This window comes from Staphylococcus epidermidis, from assembly GCF_006742205.1.
Classification (GTDB): Bacteria; Bacillota; Bacilli; order Staphylococcales; family Staphylococcaceae; genus Staphylococcus; species Staphylococcus epidermidis.
Genome location: NZ_AP019721.1, coordinates 1824484 through 1841162, shown reverse-complemented (window position 1 = coordinate 1841162; position 16679 = coordinate 1824484). Strand labels below are relative to the sequence as shown.

The window sequence follows — 16679 nt, the reverse complement described above, 5'->3', positions numbered from 1 at the left end:
ATTTTAAGTAGATATGATTGTTTCCAAAAAAGTATCATGTAATTGTGGAGCGGGTGGGTCACAAGGACTTGCTTATGATTCTCGGATATAATTCTTTTCAGCCGTTATTGTAGCTAGTGGAGAACAAATTAGATTTAATATGCGAAAATTCGTTGGCGTTGACATAGTAAATTCAACTAAAGGATTAGGTACGAGTTAAAAAATTGACTGGGTTGGTCATCAAATTGACAAAGGAATTGATAAATACATTGATTTTAAAACTAAGGAAATTACCTTAGAAGTGAAAGGTGCATTACATATGAAAAATAAATTATAGGATAGTTCTCAGGAGGTTGTAGAAAGCGTTGAAAATGATGCCAACTATTTTAGTAATAAAGCAAAAAAGTCGAAAAAAATGTTGGAGAAGCTGTCAATAATGTCAAAAAAGTTGTAAATCCAATGAAATGGAGTTGGTGAAACAAGATGGATTATGTATACACAATTTATAAAAATCCTAGATATAACATCATTCAAAAAGATAATCGCTATTTAATGGTCGATTTAGAACAAAATTGGTATTCATATTTATGTCCAATGCTGAATTGGTTTATACCTATTAAATTCACAGAATTAACTTATCAAGAATTCAATAATATAAACATATTTCATAATGGAGGACAAAAGAGTCATGGTATGATGGCTGCTGGCGTTGGCGTCACTATCAGTGTGCTATTAAGAAGTCTTGTGGGTTATATAGATATTAATATTAGTCGAATTTGGATAGTTTTTATGTTTTTAATTGGATTTGTTGCTGTGATCACACTTCGTTTATCTATAAGAAAGAAGTTAAATCATCCAGCATTTAATAAAAAGAGTAAACAAAAAGTAATATTGATACCATCATTTAAAAATATGATATTGGTGGTGTTTTGCTATTTTATGATGCTGTTTTTCTCAATTGCACCTTTTCAAATGATTTTTGAGGAAAAGAAAAACATCTTAGGATATATACTTTGGGTAGGTGTATTATTTATATTTACTACTTTGAATATGGCTTCAATTTCTGATAGAAAAGTACATGCCAAAATTAAAAATATAAGAAGATAGGTGAGATAAAGTGGAAACAATAGGAGTATCATATATTTAAAAGAAGGTTCCCAAAAGTTAATGATTATCAATCGAGGACCTATTGTAGATATAGATAATCAAAAATATATATTTGATTATTCAGCATGTAATTATCCTGTCGGTGTCGTAGAAGATCAAATATACTATTTTAACGAAGACAATATCGATAAAGTCGTTTTTGAAGGTTATTCTGATCAAGATGAGATGAGATTTCAAGAATTATTTAAAGAAATGAAAAATAATTTAGATGATGATATTCAACAAGGTATTGTTCAAAAGCAAGATAATTTAGGTTTAATTTAACATAAGTCATGATTATCTGAAGTTATCTATTATCGAATATTCAGAGATGATATAATATATGAGTCGCCTATCTCTCAGGCGTCAATTGACGAAGAGAGGAGGTGCATTAATTGCTAATCATTTTCGTTCACATCACGACCACAGTCCTCAGTTGTTGTATTATTGCATTATTTACTCATTGGATATGTAATTGCAATAATAAATAGGCAACCATAGACACACATAAAAATCCCCACACTATTGCAGTAGTGTGGGGATTGGTGCATTAATTGCTAATCATTTTCATTATCTAGATTATAACACTGGTTAGTAGAGAAATGCAAAGATAGACAAATAATTAATGACTGAGGATAAAGATATAAAACAAACATACTTTCCTCATTTTGATACCATAGCCACCAACTTTTTACTTGTGTTCTATTTCTAATATTTAATTCTTTCATAATTTCTTTTGTTGAAAATTCTGCTGCTTTCATTTCAACGGCTTTATACTTTGTTTCTACTGAATAAGAAGCTCTTTATTTTGGAGCAACAGGTGTTTTAAGCTATCGAAAATTTTTCCCATTTATTTATAATTTGTTTCAAAAAGGATACTTTGAAAATTCACTAACAATTATTGGCAGTGGTTTAAATGAGTTAACTACTGATGAATTTAGAGAAAAAGTCAAAAATGCTATTCAAAATAATATTGAAAACTCAAAGGAAATTGGTGCGTTTTTAAAACGTTTATTTTATAAACAACAGGACGCTAATAGTAAAGATAGCTACCAAAAATTTTTGGAAATGAGTTTAGAACTAGATGATAAGTTTGACCTAAAAGAAAATCGATTGTTCTATCTTGCAATGTCCCCTAAATTTTTGGAGTTGCAACAAACCACTTGAAAGAGTCTGGATTAACGAACGTAAAAGGGTTAATGCGAATAATTATAGAAAAACCATTTGGTGATGATTTAAAATCTGCAAAAAAATTAAATAATCAAATAAGTAAGTCTTTTAAAGAAGAAGAAATATTTGGAATTGGTCACTATTTAAGTAAAGAAATGATTCAAAATATTGAACGTCTACGATTTTGAAACACTATATTTGAACCACTTTGGAATAATAAGTATATTTCCAATATACAAGCAACTTCTTCAGAAACGATTAGTATAGAATATCGTGGTGGTTACTACGAATCAAGCGGCGCCCTAAAATTCATGGTTCAAAATCATTTATTACAAATGGTTTAATTACTTGCAATAGAACCTCCAATTAGTAGAAAAAGTAGTGATATAAGAAAAGAAAAAGTTCAAGTCTTAAGATCCTTGAAATGTTTTAATCCAAATGAAATTAAAGAAAGTTTCGTACGTGGTCAATATGATGGGGGAATGATGAATAATGAGTTCGTTCCTGCATATAGAAATGAACCTAATGTAAATTCACAATCTAATACTGAAACTTTTGTAGCAGGTAAAATAGAAATTGAAAACTCTAAATGGGCTAGTGTTACATTTTATATTCGTACAGAAAAAAGAATGAAAAAAATCTATCCAAATCGTTATAGAGTTTAAAAAATCCAATGCAATTTTATTATAGTAATTGTGAACAGAATGCATCAAACTTATTAGTCATCAACGTACAACCTAATGAAGGATTTTCTTTATGTGTGAATGGTAAGAAAAGTAATCAAAATAATGAAATGCAAAAAGTGAAGCTTTCTTATACTATGCCGATTAAAGATAAAATGAACACAGTTGATGCATATGAAAATCTTATTTACGATACATTAATTGGAGAACAAACAAAATTTACGCATTGGGAAGAATTAAAAATTCTTGGAAATTTATTGATGATATTGAAAATGTATGGAAACAAGAATAGCCACAGTTTCCTAATTATGCCTTTGGATGCTATGGGCCTAAAGAAAGTGAAAAATTACTTAGTGAAGACGGATTGAATTGGTGGAATAATTTGTAATATAAAAGACCTAAAGTTGTCGTGTTTTGAATGAGTAGTTAATCCTTAATTAATATGCAATAATCAATGTTATAAAGTTTATAAAGGGAGGACAATTAATGGATTTTATTAATATTACAGGTGCTTCACAAAATAACTTGAAAAACATAGATGTAAATATCCCAAAACACTTAGTAACGGTATTTACAGGTCGTTCTGGTTCAGGGAAATCATCTTTAGTGTTTAATACTGTTGCTGCGGAGTCTGAACAGCTACTAAATGAAAGTTATTCTAGTTATATTCAATTTCATTTAAATCAACAACCCAGACCGAAAGTAAAGAAAATTAAAAATCTTCCTGTAGCAATGACGATTAATCAGAAAAGATTCAATGGGAATTCTCGCTCCACGGTAGGAACAGTTTCAGATATATATGCTTCTGTTAGATTACTGTGGTCTAGAATAGGCGAACCGTTTGTTGGTTATTCAGATGCATATTCCTTCAATAGTCCTAAGGGCATGTGTAAAACTTGTGAGGGATTAGGATATATTGAAGACATTAACTTAGATGAATTGCTAGATTGGGATAAGTCTTTAAATGAAGGTGCAATAGACTTTCCTTCTTTTGGACCAGACAAAGAGCGTGGTAAAGCCTATCGAGATAGTGGTTTATTTGATAATAATAAAAAATTGAAAGATTATACAAAAGATGAATTAGAATTGTTTTTATATCAAGAGCCAATGACATTAAAAAATCCTCCTAAAGAATGGAGAAAGTCAGCTAAATATGTAGGACTAATACCTAGATTCAGTAGAATATTTTTAGGTGATAAAGAATTTAATAAGAAACGCTACGCCAAACATCTTAAAAATGTAGTAAATAATAAAATCTGTTCAACATGTAAAGGTCAACGTCTAAACTCGAAAATATTAAGTTCTAAAATTATGAGTAAAAATATTTCTGATTTCACACAAATGACAATTAAGGAAAATTTAGAGTTTCTTAATAAATTAGAGGATCCAACAGCCAAATATATTATTGATCCTCTCAAAAAGCAGTTAGAAGCACTAGAATATATTGGATTAAGTTATTTAACGCTTAACCGTGTCACAACGACATTATCAGGCGGTGAAGCGCAACGGCTTAAATTAATACGTCATTTAAATAGTTCTTTATCGGATTTAGTTTACATTATAGATGAACCAAGTGTTGGCTTGCATCCGGAAGATATAGCTAAAATCAATGAAATTTTAAAATCATTAAAAGAAAAAGGTAATACTGTGTTAATTGTTGAACATGATCCCGATGTCATTAAAGAAGGAGACTATATCATAGATATGGGGCCAGGTTCAGGAAAAAACGGCGGTGAAATCACATTTGAAGGAACATATAATGAATTACTATCTTCAAATACTTCGACAGGTAACGCATTACGTAACAAACATAATTTAAAAGAGAATATTCGTGAAGCTAACCACTTTTATAATATCGGTCCTGTGACACAAAACAATTTAAATAACGTAAAAACGTCTATACCTAAACACGTATTAACAGTCTTAACAGGTGTTGCTGGTTCAGGTAAGAGTACCCTTGTTAAAGCAGGTTTTGAAAATAATGACCATACCATCTTTATTGATCAAAAAGCAGTTCAAGGATCTAATAGATCTAATCTATTAACGTATTTAGGTGTTTTTGATAGTGTAAGAAGCTATTTCAGTAAAGAAACAGGCTTAAATAAAGCTATGTTTAGTTATAATTCAAAAGGTGCCTGTCCAAATTGTGGTGGAAAGGGCTATATTAAAACGGAACTTGCTTTTATGGGTGATTTTTCACAGACATGTGAAGTTTGTCATGGCAAACGTTATAAACAAGAAGTATTAGATGCTACCATAGACGGGTATTCAATTGCCGATGTTCTCAATTTGACGGTTGACGAAGGTATCATTTTCTTTGATAAAAAGAATGATATTAAGTCAAAATTACAATCTGTAAGTAAGACAGGTTTGAATTATATGTCACTAGGACAACCTTTGTCCACTTTGTCTGGTGGAGAGATTCAACGCGTGAAACTAGGACAACATTTAGATGAAGAGATAAAGAATAGTATTTTTATTTTTGACGAACCAACTACAGGCCTACATGAATCGGATATCCCTATATTGATGGAGTGTTTTGATGATTTAATTGATCAAAACAATACTGTTATTTTGATTGAACATAATTTATCGATTATGTGTGAAGCAGATTGGATCATCGATGTCGGCCCAGGCCCAGGGTTGGATGGCGGAAAGGTCCAATTTAGTGGAACACCTAAAAACTTCATTGATAGTTCAGAAACATTGACATCTAAACACTTGAAACGCTATATCAAACAGTAAAAATAGAAGAGTTGGATGAGTTTATATTTATTATATTCAATCAACTCTTTTCTCATCCTAGGTTCTTTCAATATAAAAATGTTGAACATCATAACAAGAAATTTTATACATCTAAAGATTTAGCTTTATCTGTTATTTGAGGAAAATGGAAAACACCTATCATATATCAGTTATTACAAACAGAAGTTTTACGACTTAGTGTTTTTGAAAAATTGTTGCCTGAGATTAATTAAAGAATGCTTATTAGACAGCTTAGAGAATTAGAGCATGATGAAATTATTGAAAGAATTGTCAATTCAGTAGTTCCACAAAAGTTGAGTATAAGTAAACGAACATAGGAAAACACTAGATAAAGTAGTTTATGCAATTTGTGATTGGGGGGATGAATTTCTGGAAAAAATTTCTAAATATAAAAATGTTAAAATTTAAATATATATGTAAAAGACGCCTCAACTTTGAATGAGTTATTCAAAGTAAGGCGTCTTTATCTATATGTTATTGTGGTTTTAAAATGACTTTAACATTATTATCTTTTTTCTGATCAAAGATATCATAACTTCTTTTACATCTTTTAAAGGCATAGTATGAGTGATAATTTCTGTTGGATCAAAGACTTTATTTTAATCATGTCATAAAGTTTTGGCATCATATGAATAACTGGCGCTTGTCCACTTTTCACTTGAACATTTCTATTAAATATTAAGTCTAATTGGGAGTTATCAGCTGCAGTTCCATAGACACCTATCAATTGGATTGTTCCATATTTTCTCACTGATTCTGTTGCCGTAACAATTGGGCTGATATTTCCTCTCTGTATTGAATTTGAGCTAACTTCTAAGTCATCTTGAACTACTTGTTCATCTATTCCGACACAATCTATAACAACATCTGCACCACCGCGTGTTGTTTCATGTAATAGTTTTCCTACGTCATCTTCTTTTAAAAAATTATAAACCTCAGCACCGTTATATTTCTCGGTATGAGCTAATCTATGCTCAACATGATCAATGGCAATGACACGTCTGGCACTTTTTAATTTTGCAAACCTTTGTGCTTTTTAGTAATTTAAACTGCTCAAATATCTATAACTAAACGAAGAAATAAAAATACCAAACTACATCCTATTGTATAGATTTTTTGCATTATATATATAAAATTAGAAAAGTAAAATTTAATGATTGTTGGTTATGCGAGAGTATCATCTATAAAACAAAATTTAGAAAGACAGCTAGCTAATTTGTAAACATTTGGCTTAGAAAAAATATTTACAGAAAAAGATCGGGAAAGTCAGTAGAAAACAGACCTATATTTCTATAAGCACTTAATTTTGTGAGAAAGGGAGATAGATTTGTTGTAGAGTCTATTGACCGTTTGGGACGGAATTATGATGAAGTGATTCATACCGTTAATTATTTAAAAGACAAAGAGGTTCAATTGATGATTACCAGCTTGCCTAGGATGGATGAAGTCATTGGTAAGCCATTACTGTATATAGAAAGCCATGCGTTATGTGTATGGTTCAGAAAAGGTTTTACCGTTATCTAAAAAAACATCTCATCATGCTAGAATATATATTGGCCAGCCAACCAAAATATTCAACACGAGGAGATGCTTTTTAATGTCATCTGACACAAACAGTTTAGCACATACAAAATGGAATTGTAAGTATCACATAGTCTTTGCACCAAAATATAGAAGACAAGTGATATATGGAAAAATCAAAAGAGATATTGGAGTGATTTTACGTCAACTATGTGAAAGAAAAGGCGTAGAAATAATAGAAGCAGAAGCATGTAAATACCCAGTTGGTGTTGTTGAAGATCAAATATACTATTTCAATGAAGATAATATTGATAACGTTATATTTGAGGGCTATTCTGATCAAGATGAAACAAGATTTCAAGAATTATTTAAAGAGATGATGGGTAATTTGGATGAAGATATTAAACGTGGGACTGTTCAACAAAAAGATAGTTACGGATTGATTTAACATAAGTCATAATTATCAGAGGTTACCTATAATAAAATAAGTTTGGTAAATTTTGTTCGTAAACCGTTAAAAATATACAGTGAATATGATTATTGTGGTCATTTTATTTTGCTTTATTATCAGGTACTAAAAATGTTAAACTATTAAGGGTATAAAGGGTTAGTAAACATAGAGTTAGCCAGCCTGTAGTAATAATCAATTTAAATTAAGGAGTCACTATCATGTTAAATCTAGAAAATAAAACCTACGTCATTATGGGTATTGCGAATAAACGTAGTATCGCATTTGGCGTCGCTAAAGTATTAGATCGATTAGGTGCTAAACTGGTATTTACATATCGTAAAGAACGCAGTCGTAAAGAATTAGAGAAATTATTAGAACAATTAAATCAATCTGAACATCATCTCTATGAAATTGATGTGCAGAATGATGAGGATATCATTAATGGTTTTTCTCAAATCGGAAAAGATGTAGGCCAGATTGATGGTGTTTATCACTCAATCGCATTTGCCAATATGGAAGATTTACGAGGTCGATTTTCAGAAACATCTCGCGAAGGTTTCTTACTTGCACAAGAAATTAGTTCATATTCACTTACTCTCGTAGCTCATGAAGCCAAAAAACTTATGCCTGAAGGTGGAAGTATTGTTGCGACGACTTATATTGGTGGTGAGGCAGCAGTTCAAAACTATAATGTTATGGGTGTAGCTAAAGCAAGTTTAGAGGCGAATGTTAAATATTTAGCTTTAGACTTAGGTGAAGATAATATTCGTGTCAATGCTATTTCTGCAGGGCCAATTCGTACTTTAAGTGCTAAAGGTGTAGGTGGATTTAATACAATTCTTAAAGAAATTGAAGCGAGAGCGCCGTTAAAACGCAACGTTGATCAAGAAGAAGTAGGTAAGACGGCTGCGTATTTATTAAGTGATCTTTCAAGTGGTGTAACTGGAGAGAACATCCACGTTGACGGTGGATTCCACGCAATTAAATAATTATTGATAAATTAAAAAATCAGATAGTATAATCTCACAATAGGTGTACAGGGATGATTTGAAATTAAAATCATCCCTGTTTTTGTGTATAAGAATGCGTTTTGACATTTAATTATTCAAGAAATAAATTGACAATCGACAATGTTGCTTTGATATTTATAATATATTTAAGGTATAAATATCAATTTTAGATGACACTATTTATTTTGTTGTTAGAAATGTATCGGAGGTTATAAATTTTATTAAATGCATCATTCCATATAAACAGTAGAAATGACGGAGTTTAATAAGAGGACATGTTTCATTGCTTACGTGTATAAAAAAGCCAAGGACATCTAATTATGTCCTTGGCTTGAATTGGTGGTATAATTTTCAATCTTATGATTATAACTATTATTAATCTTTAACATTACTATTTGCTTTATCGACAATACGTTGACGATATTTAAAAATGTTGCTCACTAATGTTTTGATTACAGCGTATAATGGAACTGCAACAAGAATGAGTGTGAAACCACCCAAATCTCCAGCTGCAAGTATGACAACAATAATAGTTAATGGATGAATGCTTAATGATTTACCCATTACGTTAGGAGTTATCACGTTACCTTCAAGTTGTTGTGCGATTAATGTTACGACACATACCCAAATAAAAGTTGAAGGGCCATCAATAATACCTAGTATCGCTGCCGGTGCAAAAGATAACCATGGACCTAAAAATGGTATTAAGTTAGCTACGCCGGCGAATAATACTAATAAAGGTGTATATGGTAATCCTATAATCGTATAACCTATATATAAAATAATACCTAAGATGATACTAACTGTCACTTGACCTTGAATATATGATTTTAAAGTGAAGTTTAAGTCTTTTAATAAATCTACAACAAAAACTTTACGTTCTCCTTTGAAAAATTTACCGATTGCTGGGATAAATTTTTCATGATCTTTTAGCATATATATCAGGAAGAAAGGCACCATTATTAATAAAAATACAGTTGAGATGAAAGACGTAATATATGACACTGAATTAGATAAAATAGACGTTGCGCCATCTCCCATGGATTTAACCGCTTTATTAATACGATGTGTGACATCATCTGGTAATTTATCCATTTGTCTTAACGAGAAATTAATTAATTGTTCGGCTTCTTTTTGTAATGATGGTGTTTGTTTAATTAAGTTATTAATATTGGAAATAATGATAGGTGCTATAAATGATACCACAATAGCGATGATAGCTATTAATCCTATGAATATTGTTGTTATACTAGCCCAACGTGGAAAGCCCCACTTTTCTAATATGTTTTGAAAAGGTAAACATATGTAAAAGAGAAATCCACTAATTAAAAATGGAAGGAAGACTGAACCAATGATAGTAGCTATTGGAGCAAATACTTCATGCACTTCCATAAATAGTTTGATGAGTATGAACAGCATAATAAAAAATATTCCTGTTCTAAACCAAACCTTATTGAACATAGATTGTGATCCTCCTATTTTATTCTTTTTCATACTCAATAAGTATATATCAAAACTCAGTCATTAAAAAGAGTAAATACTTTTACAATATAACTGCATGCACTTTATTTTTAATAAAATGAAAAAACTAGTATGAAATTAATTTGTATACGAGCTTGCTATAAATTTAAAAGTATTATAAGTATTGATACAATAGTATTAACATTACAAGGGAGCATCGGTTTATGTCGGAGTTTAAAGTAGGTAAGATTAATAAAAAAATAATACATAGTGATATTTTAAATAGAGATGTAACATTATCGGTTTATTTACCTGAGGATTATACAAACTTATTTAAATATCAGTTGATTTTTTGCTTTGATGGTTTAGATTTTTTTAGATTTGGTAGAATACAACGCATATATGAACAGTTACGTGAAGAACAATCAATACAACGTGCAATTATAGTAGGATTCCATTACGAAGATGTTGAAAAACGTAGGGAAGAATTTCATCCTTCAGGAAGTCGTTCTAATTTAACCATTAAAGCAATGGGAAAAGAAATTCTTCCTTATATCGATGCGACATTTCCAACTTATAAAGTAGGTAATACAAGGTTACTTATTGGAGATAGTTTAGCAGGAAGTATCGCTTTAATGACTGCAATGACTTACCCAACTATTTTTAGTCGAGTTGCGTTATTGAGCCCAATGTATAATGAAAATATTAAGAAAAAAATTGATACATGTATGAATAAAGGTCAATTGACGATATGGCATGCCATTGGTTTAGAAGAAGCAGATTTTATTTTACCAACTAATGGTAAAAGAGCTAACTTTTTAACACCTAACCGTGAATTAAATCAACTGATTAAAGAAGATAATATTGAATATTTCTATAAAGAATTTAACGGTGGACATCATTGGAAATCATGGAAACCATTGCTAGGAGATATTCTCTTACAATTTTTAGGTGATCCAATAAATGGAAAATATGTTTAATAAAGTAAGATAAATAAAATAGTATGTTAGCGAATGGTTGTTGAATGCGAAACACTATTAATTTCAGAAATGTAATTGTTTTCATGATAAAAGTAACGGTTTTCAAAAAGTTTTGATATAATAGGAATAAGTTAAACAAAGGAGGAATTTAAATGATTTTAGGATTAGCATTGGTTCCGTCAAAGTCATTTCAAGATGAGGTGAATGCTTATCGCAAGCGATATGACAATCATTATGCTCAAATAATGCCTCATATCACGATTAAACCTCAATTTGAAATCGATGATCATGATTTTAATTTAATTAAAAATGAAGTGAAAAATCGAATTTCTAGTATTAAACCAGTAGAAGTACATGCTACAAAGGCATCTAATTTCGCTCCAATCAGTAATGTTATATACTTCAAAGTTGCTAAAACAGAGTCATTAGATCAATTATTTAATCAATTTAATACAGAAGATTTTTACGGTACAGCTGAACATCCTTTTGTACCACATTTTACAATTGCCCAAGGTCTAACAAGTCAAGAATTTGAAGATATATATGGTCAAGTAAAATTAGCAGGGGTAGACCATAGAGAAATAATTGAAGAACTATCGTTACTTCAATATAGTGAAGAAGAGGACAAATGGACTATTATTGAAACTTTTACATTAGGATAAAAAGTTCAAAATTGTAAAGTGAAATTGAATTTACAGAATCATTATTGTTAAATACGTGAAGAGCGCTTAATCAACTAAAAACGCCAAATCCTATTGTGTTTCAGTGGGATTTGGCGTTTTTATATGAAACATAATTATATTGTATAGTTAATCATTCAAAAAGATTAATGTACGTTTTATATTGAATATTCATATTTCAAATGCATATGAATGACGTTTCATTAATATATACAACTAATCTTTATATAAACGATTTATAGATTTTAAGGTTTAACCCTTCTGTTTGTTTTAATAAAGTAATATCCGTAAAATACTGCAAGTGCAAGAAAAATCATCGCTGAAAAGTAAAAGGTATTATTTAAATTATTAGTAAATTGAGTAATTAGACCTCCGACTAGTGGGCCTATCATTGAACCGAAGCCTTGAACACTGTTGAACACGCCCCATGTTTCTTCCTGTTCGTTAGGATTAATATGCCCAGCCATAAAGGTATTCCAAGCCGGTAAGAGGATACCGTACATTAGCCCAATAAAAAGTCCTATGGCCCAAACTATATATATATTTGTAATTGTAGATAGCCCGAATATAAGAATTGTATATAGTATAAAGCCACTAAAAATAACTCCATACATAAACCCTTTGCTATTATTGTCGATGATTTTTGATAAAAATAACATAGAGAAAGCACAGCCTATGCCACCAATAATGATTGCTACTGTATATTCAACGGTTGATACTTTCACAACTTGCGTTGCATATTTTGGAAGAATAGGTACAAGTGCTGCTATAGCTGCTCCTTGTAACAAGATACCCGGAAATAGAATAAGATGACGTTGTGTAACATCTACAATTTGCTTTAATTGTGCTTTCACAGGTTTAGTATTGTAATTTGTTAAGTTGATATTAACAAAATAGTATAGTACCCAGGCAATAAGCACAACCAAGGCCATTAAAAATGCAAAACGAGTAGGATGGAATTTAATAAGCAAGTTCATGATAACCATACCCACCAATAAACCTAGCAACCATGAAAAGTAGACATAACCCATTTGTTTGCCGCGATTTCTTTCATCTACACTAGATAACATGATAACCCAAATCGGACTCACAGCAATTCCTAACATAATAGCACTGAAAATAATTATGAATGGTGATGCCGGGAACCATATCACTAAAAACAAGCTTATAAAAGCAAGTAAGAATCCAGATGTAAGTACTAATTTTGAACCAAATTTTTTAAGTAAAAAGCCGATGACAAAATTTGTTGCAGCATCTGCGATAAAGTGAATGGAAAAAGCAAATGATGTGATTGCTATTGCGATAGAGGTCACTGTAGGTAAAAAGTTTATATAACTTAGTATGTACATACCTCTTGCAAATTCCATCAGAAACAGAATTACCAACATCATAACAAAGTTTCTGTTACTTGAGTAATTACTTGACGAAGAATCTTGCATACAAAGGAACCTTTCCATAGATTTCATCCGGTTGAGATGAGTGACCTATTAAATCTAATAAATCTTTACAAATCTTTCTAGTAGAATATCCTACCTTTGATTCTAGCATTTTAGATGACATAACCTTTAAAGTCTCTTCGTTATTTGTTAAGTCAGAAACAATATCAATTGCCTCATTTGGAGTATCTGCTATTTTTCCAAATCCTTTACTTTCAAAGTAATATGCATTTTCAAGTTCTTGACCGGGTGCAGGGTTTAAAAAAATCATAGGAATACAACGACTAAGTCCTTCGGAAATTGTGATACCACCAGGTTTTGTAATCATTAGTTGGCTTGATGCCATCCACTCATTCATGTGATTTGTATATCCTAATATTATTACACTTGGATTATCTTTGAACTTAGCTTTTAATGAACGTTTAAGTTCCTTACTACGTCCACAAATCATGACCACTTGCGAATTTGGACTTTTTTCTAAAATATTATTAATCATATAGTCAAAGCCTTTTGAAACACCAAATGCACCTGCTGACATTAATATAGTAGGTTTTGAAGGGTCTAAATGTTGTTGCGATAACCATTCTTCTTTATCAATAGATTCTTCAAATTTATCAGCAATAGGAATGCCCGTCACTTTAATATATGAAGCAGGAACACCAGCTTCAATGAAATCATCTTTAGTATCTTTTGTTGCTACATAATATCTTTGTGAATATGGTGTAATCCAATTTTTATGCATGCGATAATCTGTCATAACTGTCGCAATAGGGATATTTATATTAAATTGTTCGGTCAACACTGACATCACAGGTGTTGGAAATGTTAATAATATGAGATCAGGCTTTTCTTTAATAAGTAAGTTGATGAGTTTATTTAATCCATAATATTTATAAAAACATTTATCGAGCTCATTAGGGCGACTATAATAAAATCGTTTATATGTATTTCTAAAATATTTAAAGCTATTGATATACCATTTCTTACATATAGAAGTCATAATTGGATGAGCTTCCATAAACAAATCATGTTGAATGACTGATAAATGATTGAGATTCATCTCATTCAATTGGTTGACAATACTTTGCGTGACTTGCATATGACCGTTACCAAATGATCCAGTAATAATCAATATCTTTTTATTTTGAGTAACCATTTATAGCCACCCTCCGTTAATTTTTAAAATTTATAATAATTGTAACGTATTTTCATGCATTGTAAAAGGAAAAGAAGTGTACCATTTATTGTATTTAAATACTATAAATAAGGCGTACAATACCATGCTTTGTCGTAAATTTGCTTTATAAAGTGTTCATTATTTATTAAGTATGGTTGCAAGGTAACGAAACTAAATTTGAACACATTCTGCACGATTTTAGTATTGTCTTCAAAAAATCTTAGTATTTGCTATATATTATGTTAATACATGTATATCTTAGCATTATTTAAATAAGGAATGAATTATTTAAAGGTGAGCGCAACAAAATTTTAAGTATATTTTAACACTACCTTAACAGTCTTTAATGAATGATTTTATCACTATCTAATAGAACGTGATTCGGATATATTACGTCAATTATGATTAAAAATAAATTAATAAGACTTATAATTATAAATTTATCAACGATAATAAAACGTGTATAATAGACTTATTGTAAAAAAAGGAGCGATACATTTTGAATGCAAGTGCGTTGTTCAAAAAAATTAGAGTAAAAAATGTAATTGGTACATTAGATATACAGGTGGACGATATTACCACTGACTCACGTACAGCTAAAGAGGGAAGTCTATTTGTAGCATCTAAAGGATATACGGTAGATAGTCATAAGTTTTGTCAAAATGTAGTAGATCAAGGTTGTGGTATTGTTGTTGTCAATAGAGAACTCGAACTTAAAGGTAATGTGACGCAAGTCGTTGTTCCCGATACTTTACGTGTTGCAAGTCTATTGGCACATGAATTATACGAGTTTCCTAGTCATCAACTGACGACATATGGTGTTACGGGGACGAACGGTAAGACATCGATTGCAACTATGATTCATTTAATTTATAGAAAATTGAATAAAAATAGTGCATATCTAGGTACGAATGGATTTCAAGTTAATGAAACAAAAACAAAAGGTGCGAATACAACACCAGAAACAGTAGCATTAACAAAAAAGATCAAAGAAGCAGTTGATGCCAATGCAGAAGCAATGACGATGGAAGTTTCTAGTCATGGATTGGCCTTAGGTCGACTTAGAGGCGTAGAGTTTGACGTTGCTATCTTTTCAAACTTGACTCAAGATCATTTAGACTTTCATGGAACTATGGAAGCATATGGACATGCTAAATCGTTATTATTTAGCCAGTTAGGTGAAGATTTGTCTAAAGAAAAATATGTTGTATTAAATAATGATGATGACTTCTCCGATTATTTAGCAAGTGTGACACCCTATGAAGTATTTACATATGGTATTACTCACGAAGCACAATTTATGGCTAAAAACATTAAAGAATCATTGCAAGGTGTAGAATTTGAATTTTGTACTCCATTTGGAAGTTTTCCAGTTAAATCTCCTTATGTAGGTAGGTTTAACATTTCAAATATTATGGCTGCTATGATTGCGGTTTGGAGTAAGGGAACAAATTTAAATGAAATTATTAATGCTGTTACTGAGCTTGAACCTGTAGAGGGGCGCTTAGAAGTACTTGATCCATCACTTCCTATAGATTTGATTATAGATTATGCACATACAGCTGATGGTATGAATAAACTGATTGATGCTGTACAACCATTTGTTAAACAAAAGCTAATCTTTTTAGTAGGTATGGCTGGGGAAAGAGATTTAACGAAAACACCTGAGATGGGGAGAGTAGCATGTCGAGCAGATTATGTTATTTTTACTCCAGATAATCCTGCTAACGATGATCCTAAAATGTTGACAGCTGAATTAGCTAAAGGTGCAACGCATAACAATTATATAGAGTTTGATGACCGTGCAGAAGGTATTAGACACGCGATTGATATTGCTGAACCAGGTGATACAGTTGTTTTGGCCTCAAAAGGTCGAGAGCCTTATCAAATTATGCCTGGTCATGTTAAAGTCCCACATCGCGATGACTTAATTGGCTTAAAAGCAGCATATCAAAAATTTGGTGGTGGACCTCTTGAGGATTAAATCACTTCAGTTTCATGGAATGATGATAAACGTATATCATTATCATTCTAATGATTTAATCATGTTAGCTATTCCAGAACTTTTTTGGTCCATTGAGTTATCCAAAGAGTTAGATGCAAATCAGCTATATGAGGAATTAGTGATGCAATTATTCAATTTGTTGACTGAAGTTGAAGCAGATACATTGGCAAGTAATATAACTGATTTGATTAGAAATGAATCCAAAGGAGAATGA

At 31.0% G+C, this 16679-nt stretch carries 15 protein-coding genes and 3 pseudogenes; 13 read left to right on the top strand and 5 right to left on the bottom strand.

Annotation, left to right across the window (positions count from 1 at the left end; all coding sequences use genetic code 11):
- Positions 1 to 462 precede the first annotated feature (462 nt).
- From FNL83_RS08965 to FNL83_RS08955, 3 genes are all read left to right on the top strand, one after another.
- Entirely contained in the window at positions 463 to 1086 is a 624-nt protein-coding gene (locus FNL83_RS08965) for a DUF443 domain-containing protein (protein WP_001829337.1), read from the top strand.
- Positions 1087 to 1113: 27 nt separating this feature from the next.
- On the top strand, positions 1114 to 1410 hold the full coding sequence (locus tag FNL83_RS08960; RefSeq protein WP_025987217.1) for a DUF4176 domain-containing protein: 297 nt from the start codon (positions 1114 to 1116) through the stop codon (positions 1408 to 1410).
- Positions 1411 to 1520: 110 nt separating this feature from the next.
- Complete coding sequence (locus FNL83_RS08955) at positions 1521 to 1616, top strand: type I toxin-antitoxin system Fst family toxin (protein WP_107362610.1); 96 nt, start codon at positions 1521 to 1523, stop codon at positions 1614 to 1616.
- A gap of 66 nt (positions 1617 to 1682) precedes the next feature.
- On the opposite strand, the gene FNL83_RS08950 is transcribed toward FNL83_RS08955, so the two are convergent.
- Positions 1683 to 1886, bottom strand: a complete 204-nt coding sequence (locus FNL83_RS08950; RefSeq protein ID WP_001829258.1) for a transposase — start codon at positions 1884 to 1886, stop codon at positions 1683 to 1685.
- A 46-nt stretch (positions 1887 to 1932) separates the two neighbouring features.
- Between FNL83_RS08950 and zwf the strand changes: the two are divergent.
- The 3 genes and pseudogenes from zwf to FNL83_RS12360 form a co-directional block, all read left to right on the top strand.
- Positions 1933 to 3366, top strand: a pseudogene (zwf, locus tag FNL83_RS12365) (glucose-6-phosphate dehydrogenase); the annotation flags it as partial.
- Between the two features lie 98 nt (positions 3367 to 3464).
- Complete coding sequence (locus FNL83_RS08920; protein ID WP_001829332.1) at positions 3465 to 5723, top strand: ATP-binding cassette domain-containing protein; 2259 nt, start codon at positions 3465 to 3467, stop codon at positions 5721 to 5723.
- Positions 5724 to 5959: 236 nt separating this feature from the next.
- The gene (locus FNL83_RS12360) at positions 5960 to 6061 is read left to right on the top strand and encodes a winged helix-turn-helix transcriptional regulator (protein WP_002494359.1); all 102 of its coding nucleotides are present in this window, start codon (positions 5960 to 5962) and stop codon (positions 6059 to 6061) included.
- A gap of 157 nt (positions 6062 to 6218) precedes the next feature.
- Here FNL83_RS12360 and FNL83_RS08910 read toward each other — a convergent pair.
- A pseudogene (locus FNL83_RS08910) lies at positions 6219 to 6777 on the bottom strand (zinc-binding dehydrogenase); the annotation flags it as partial.
- A gap of 120 nt (positions 6778 to 6897) precedes the next feature.
- On the opposite strand from FNL83_RS08910, the pseudogene FNL83_RS12090 reads away from it, so the two are divergent.
- From FNL83_RS12090 to fabI, 3 genes and pseudogenes are all read left to right on the top strand, one after another.
- Positions 6898 to 7211 (top strand): annotated as a pseudogene (locus tag FNL83_RS12090) (recombinase family protein); the annotation flags it as partial.
- 130 nt (positions 7212 to 7341) lie between these two features.
- Positions 7342 to 7713: an IS200/IS605 family transposase gene (gene tnpA / locus FNL83_RS12405; RefSeq protein ID WP_001829249.1), complete on the top strand. Its 372-nt coding sequence runs from the start codon at positions 7342 to 7344 to the stop codon at positions 7711 to 7713.
- Positions 7714 to 7934: 221 nt separating this feature from the next.
- Positions 7935 to 8705, top strand: coding sequence for an enoyl-ACP reductase FabI (gene fabI, locus FNL83_RS08895; RefSeq protein WP_001829254.1), 771 nt, complete (start codon positions 7935 to 7937; stop codon positions 8703 to 8705).
- A 396-nt stretch (positions 8706 to 9101) separates the two neighbouring features.
- Here fabI and cozEa read toward each other — a convergent pair whose 3' ends face one another.
- Entirely contained in the window at positions 9102 to 10187 is a 1086-nt protein-coding gene (gene cozEa / locus FNL83_RS08890; RefSeq protein ID WP_001829303.1) for a lipoteichoic acid biosynthesis protein CozEa, read from the bottom strand.
- Positions 10188 to 10411: 224 nt separating this feature from the next.
- Between cozEa and FNL83_RS08885 the strand changes: the two genes are divergently transcribed.
- Complete coding sequence (locus tag FNL83_RS08885; protein ID WP_001832657.1) at positions 10412 to 11167, top strand: esterase family protein; 756 nt, start codon at positions 10412 to 10414, stop codon at positions 11165 to 11167.
- 152 nt (positions 11168 to 11319) lie between these two features.
- Complete coding sequence (locus FNL83_RS08880) at positions 11320 to 11829, top strand: YjcG family protein (protein ID WP_001829296.1); 510 nt, start codon at positions 11320 to 11322, stop codon at positions 11827 to 11829.
- Positions 11830 to 12092: 263 nt separating this feature from the next.
- Here FNL83_RS08880 and ltaA read toward each other — a convergent pair whose 3' ends face one another.
- Complete coding sequence (gene ltaA, locus FNL83_RS08875) at positions 12093 to 13286, bottom strand: lipoteichoic acid biosynthesis MFS flippase LtaA (RefSeq protein WP_002494345.1); 1194 nt, start codon at positions 13284 to 13286, stop codon at positions 12093 to 12095.
- Positions 13264 to 14439 (bottom strand): diglucosyl diacylglycerol synthase, encoded by a 1176-nt coding sequence (locus FNL83_RS08870; RefSeq protein ID WP_001829298.1) that lies wholly within the window; start codon positions 14437 to 14439, stop codon positions 13264 to 13266. The genes ltaA and FNL83_RS08870 overlap by 23 nt, the downstream gene beginning before the upstream one ends.
- A 520-nt stretch (positions 14440 to 14959) precedes the next feature.
- Between FNL83_RS08870 and FNL83_RS08865 the strand changes: the two genes are divergently transcribed.
- Complete coding sequence (locus tag FNL83_RS08865) at positions 14960 to 16444, top strand: UDP-N-acetylmuramoyl-L-alanyl-D-glutamate--L-lysine ligase (RefSeq protein ID WP_001829323.1); 1485 nt, start codon at positions 14960 to 14962, stop codon at positions 16442 to 16444.
- Positions 16434 to 16679, top strand: a complete 246-nt coding sequence (locus FNL83_RS08860) for a YueH family protein (protein WP_002439147.1) — start codon at positions 16434 to 16436, stop codon at positions 16677 to 16679. Before FNL83_RS08865 ends, FNL83_RS08860 begins: the two co-directional genes overlap by 11 nt.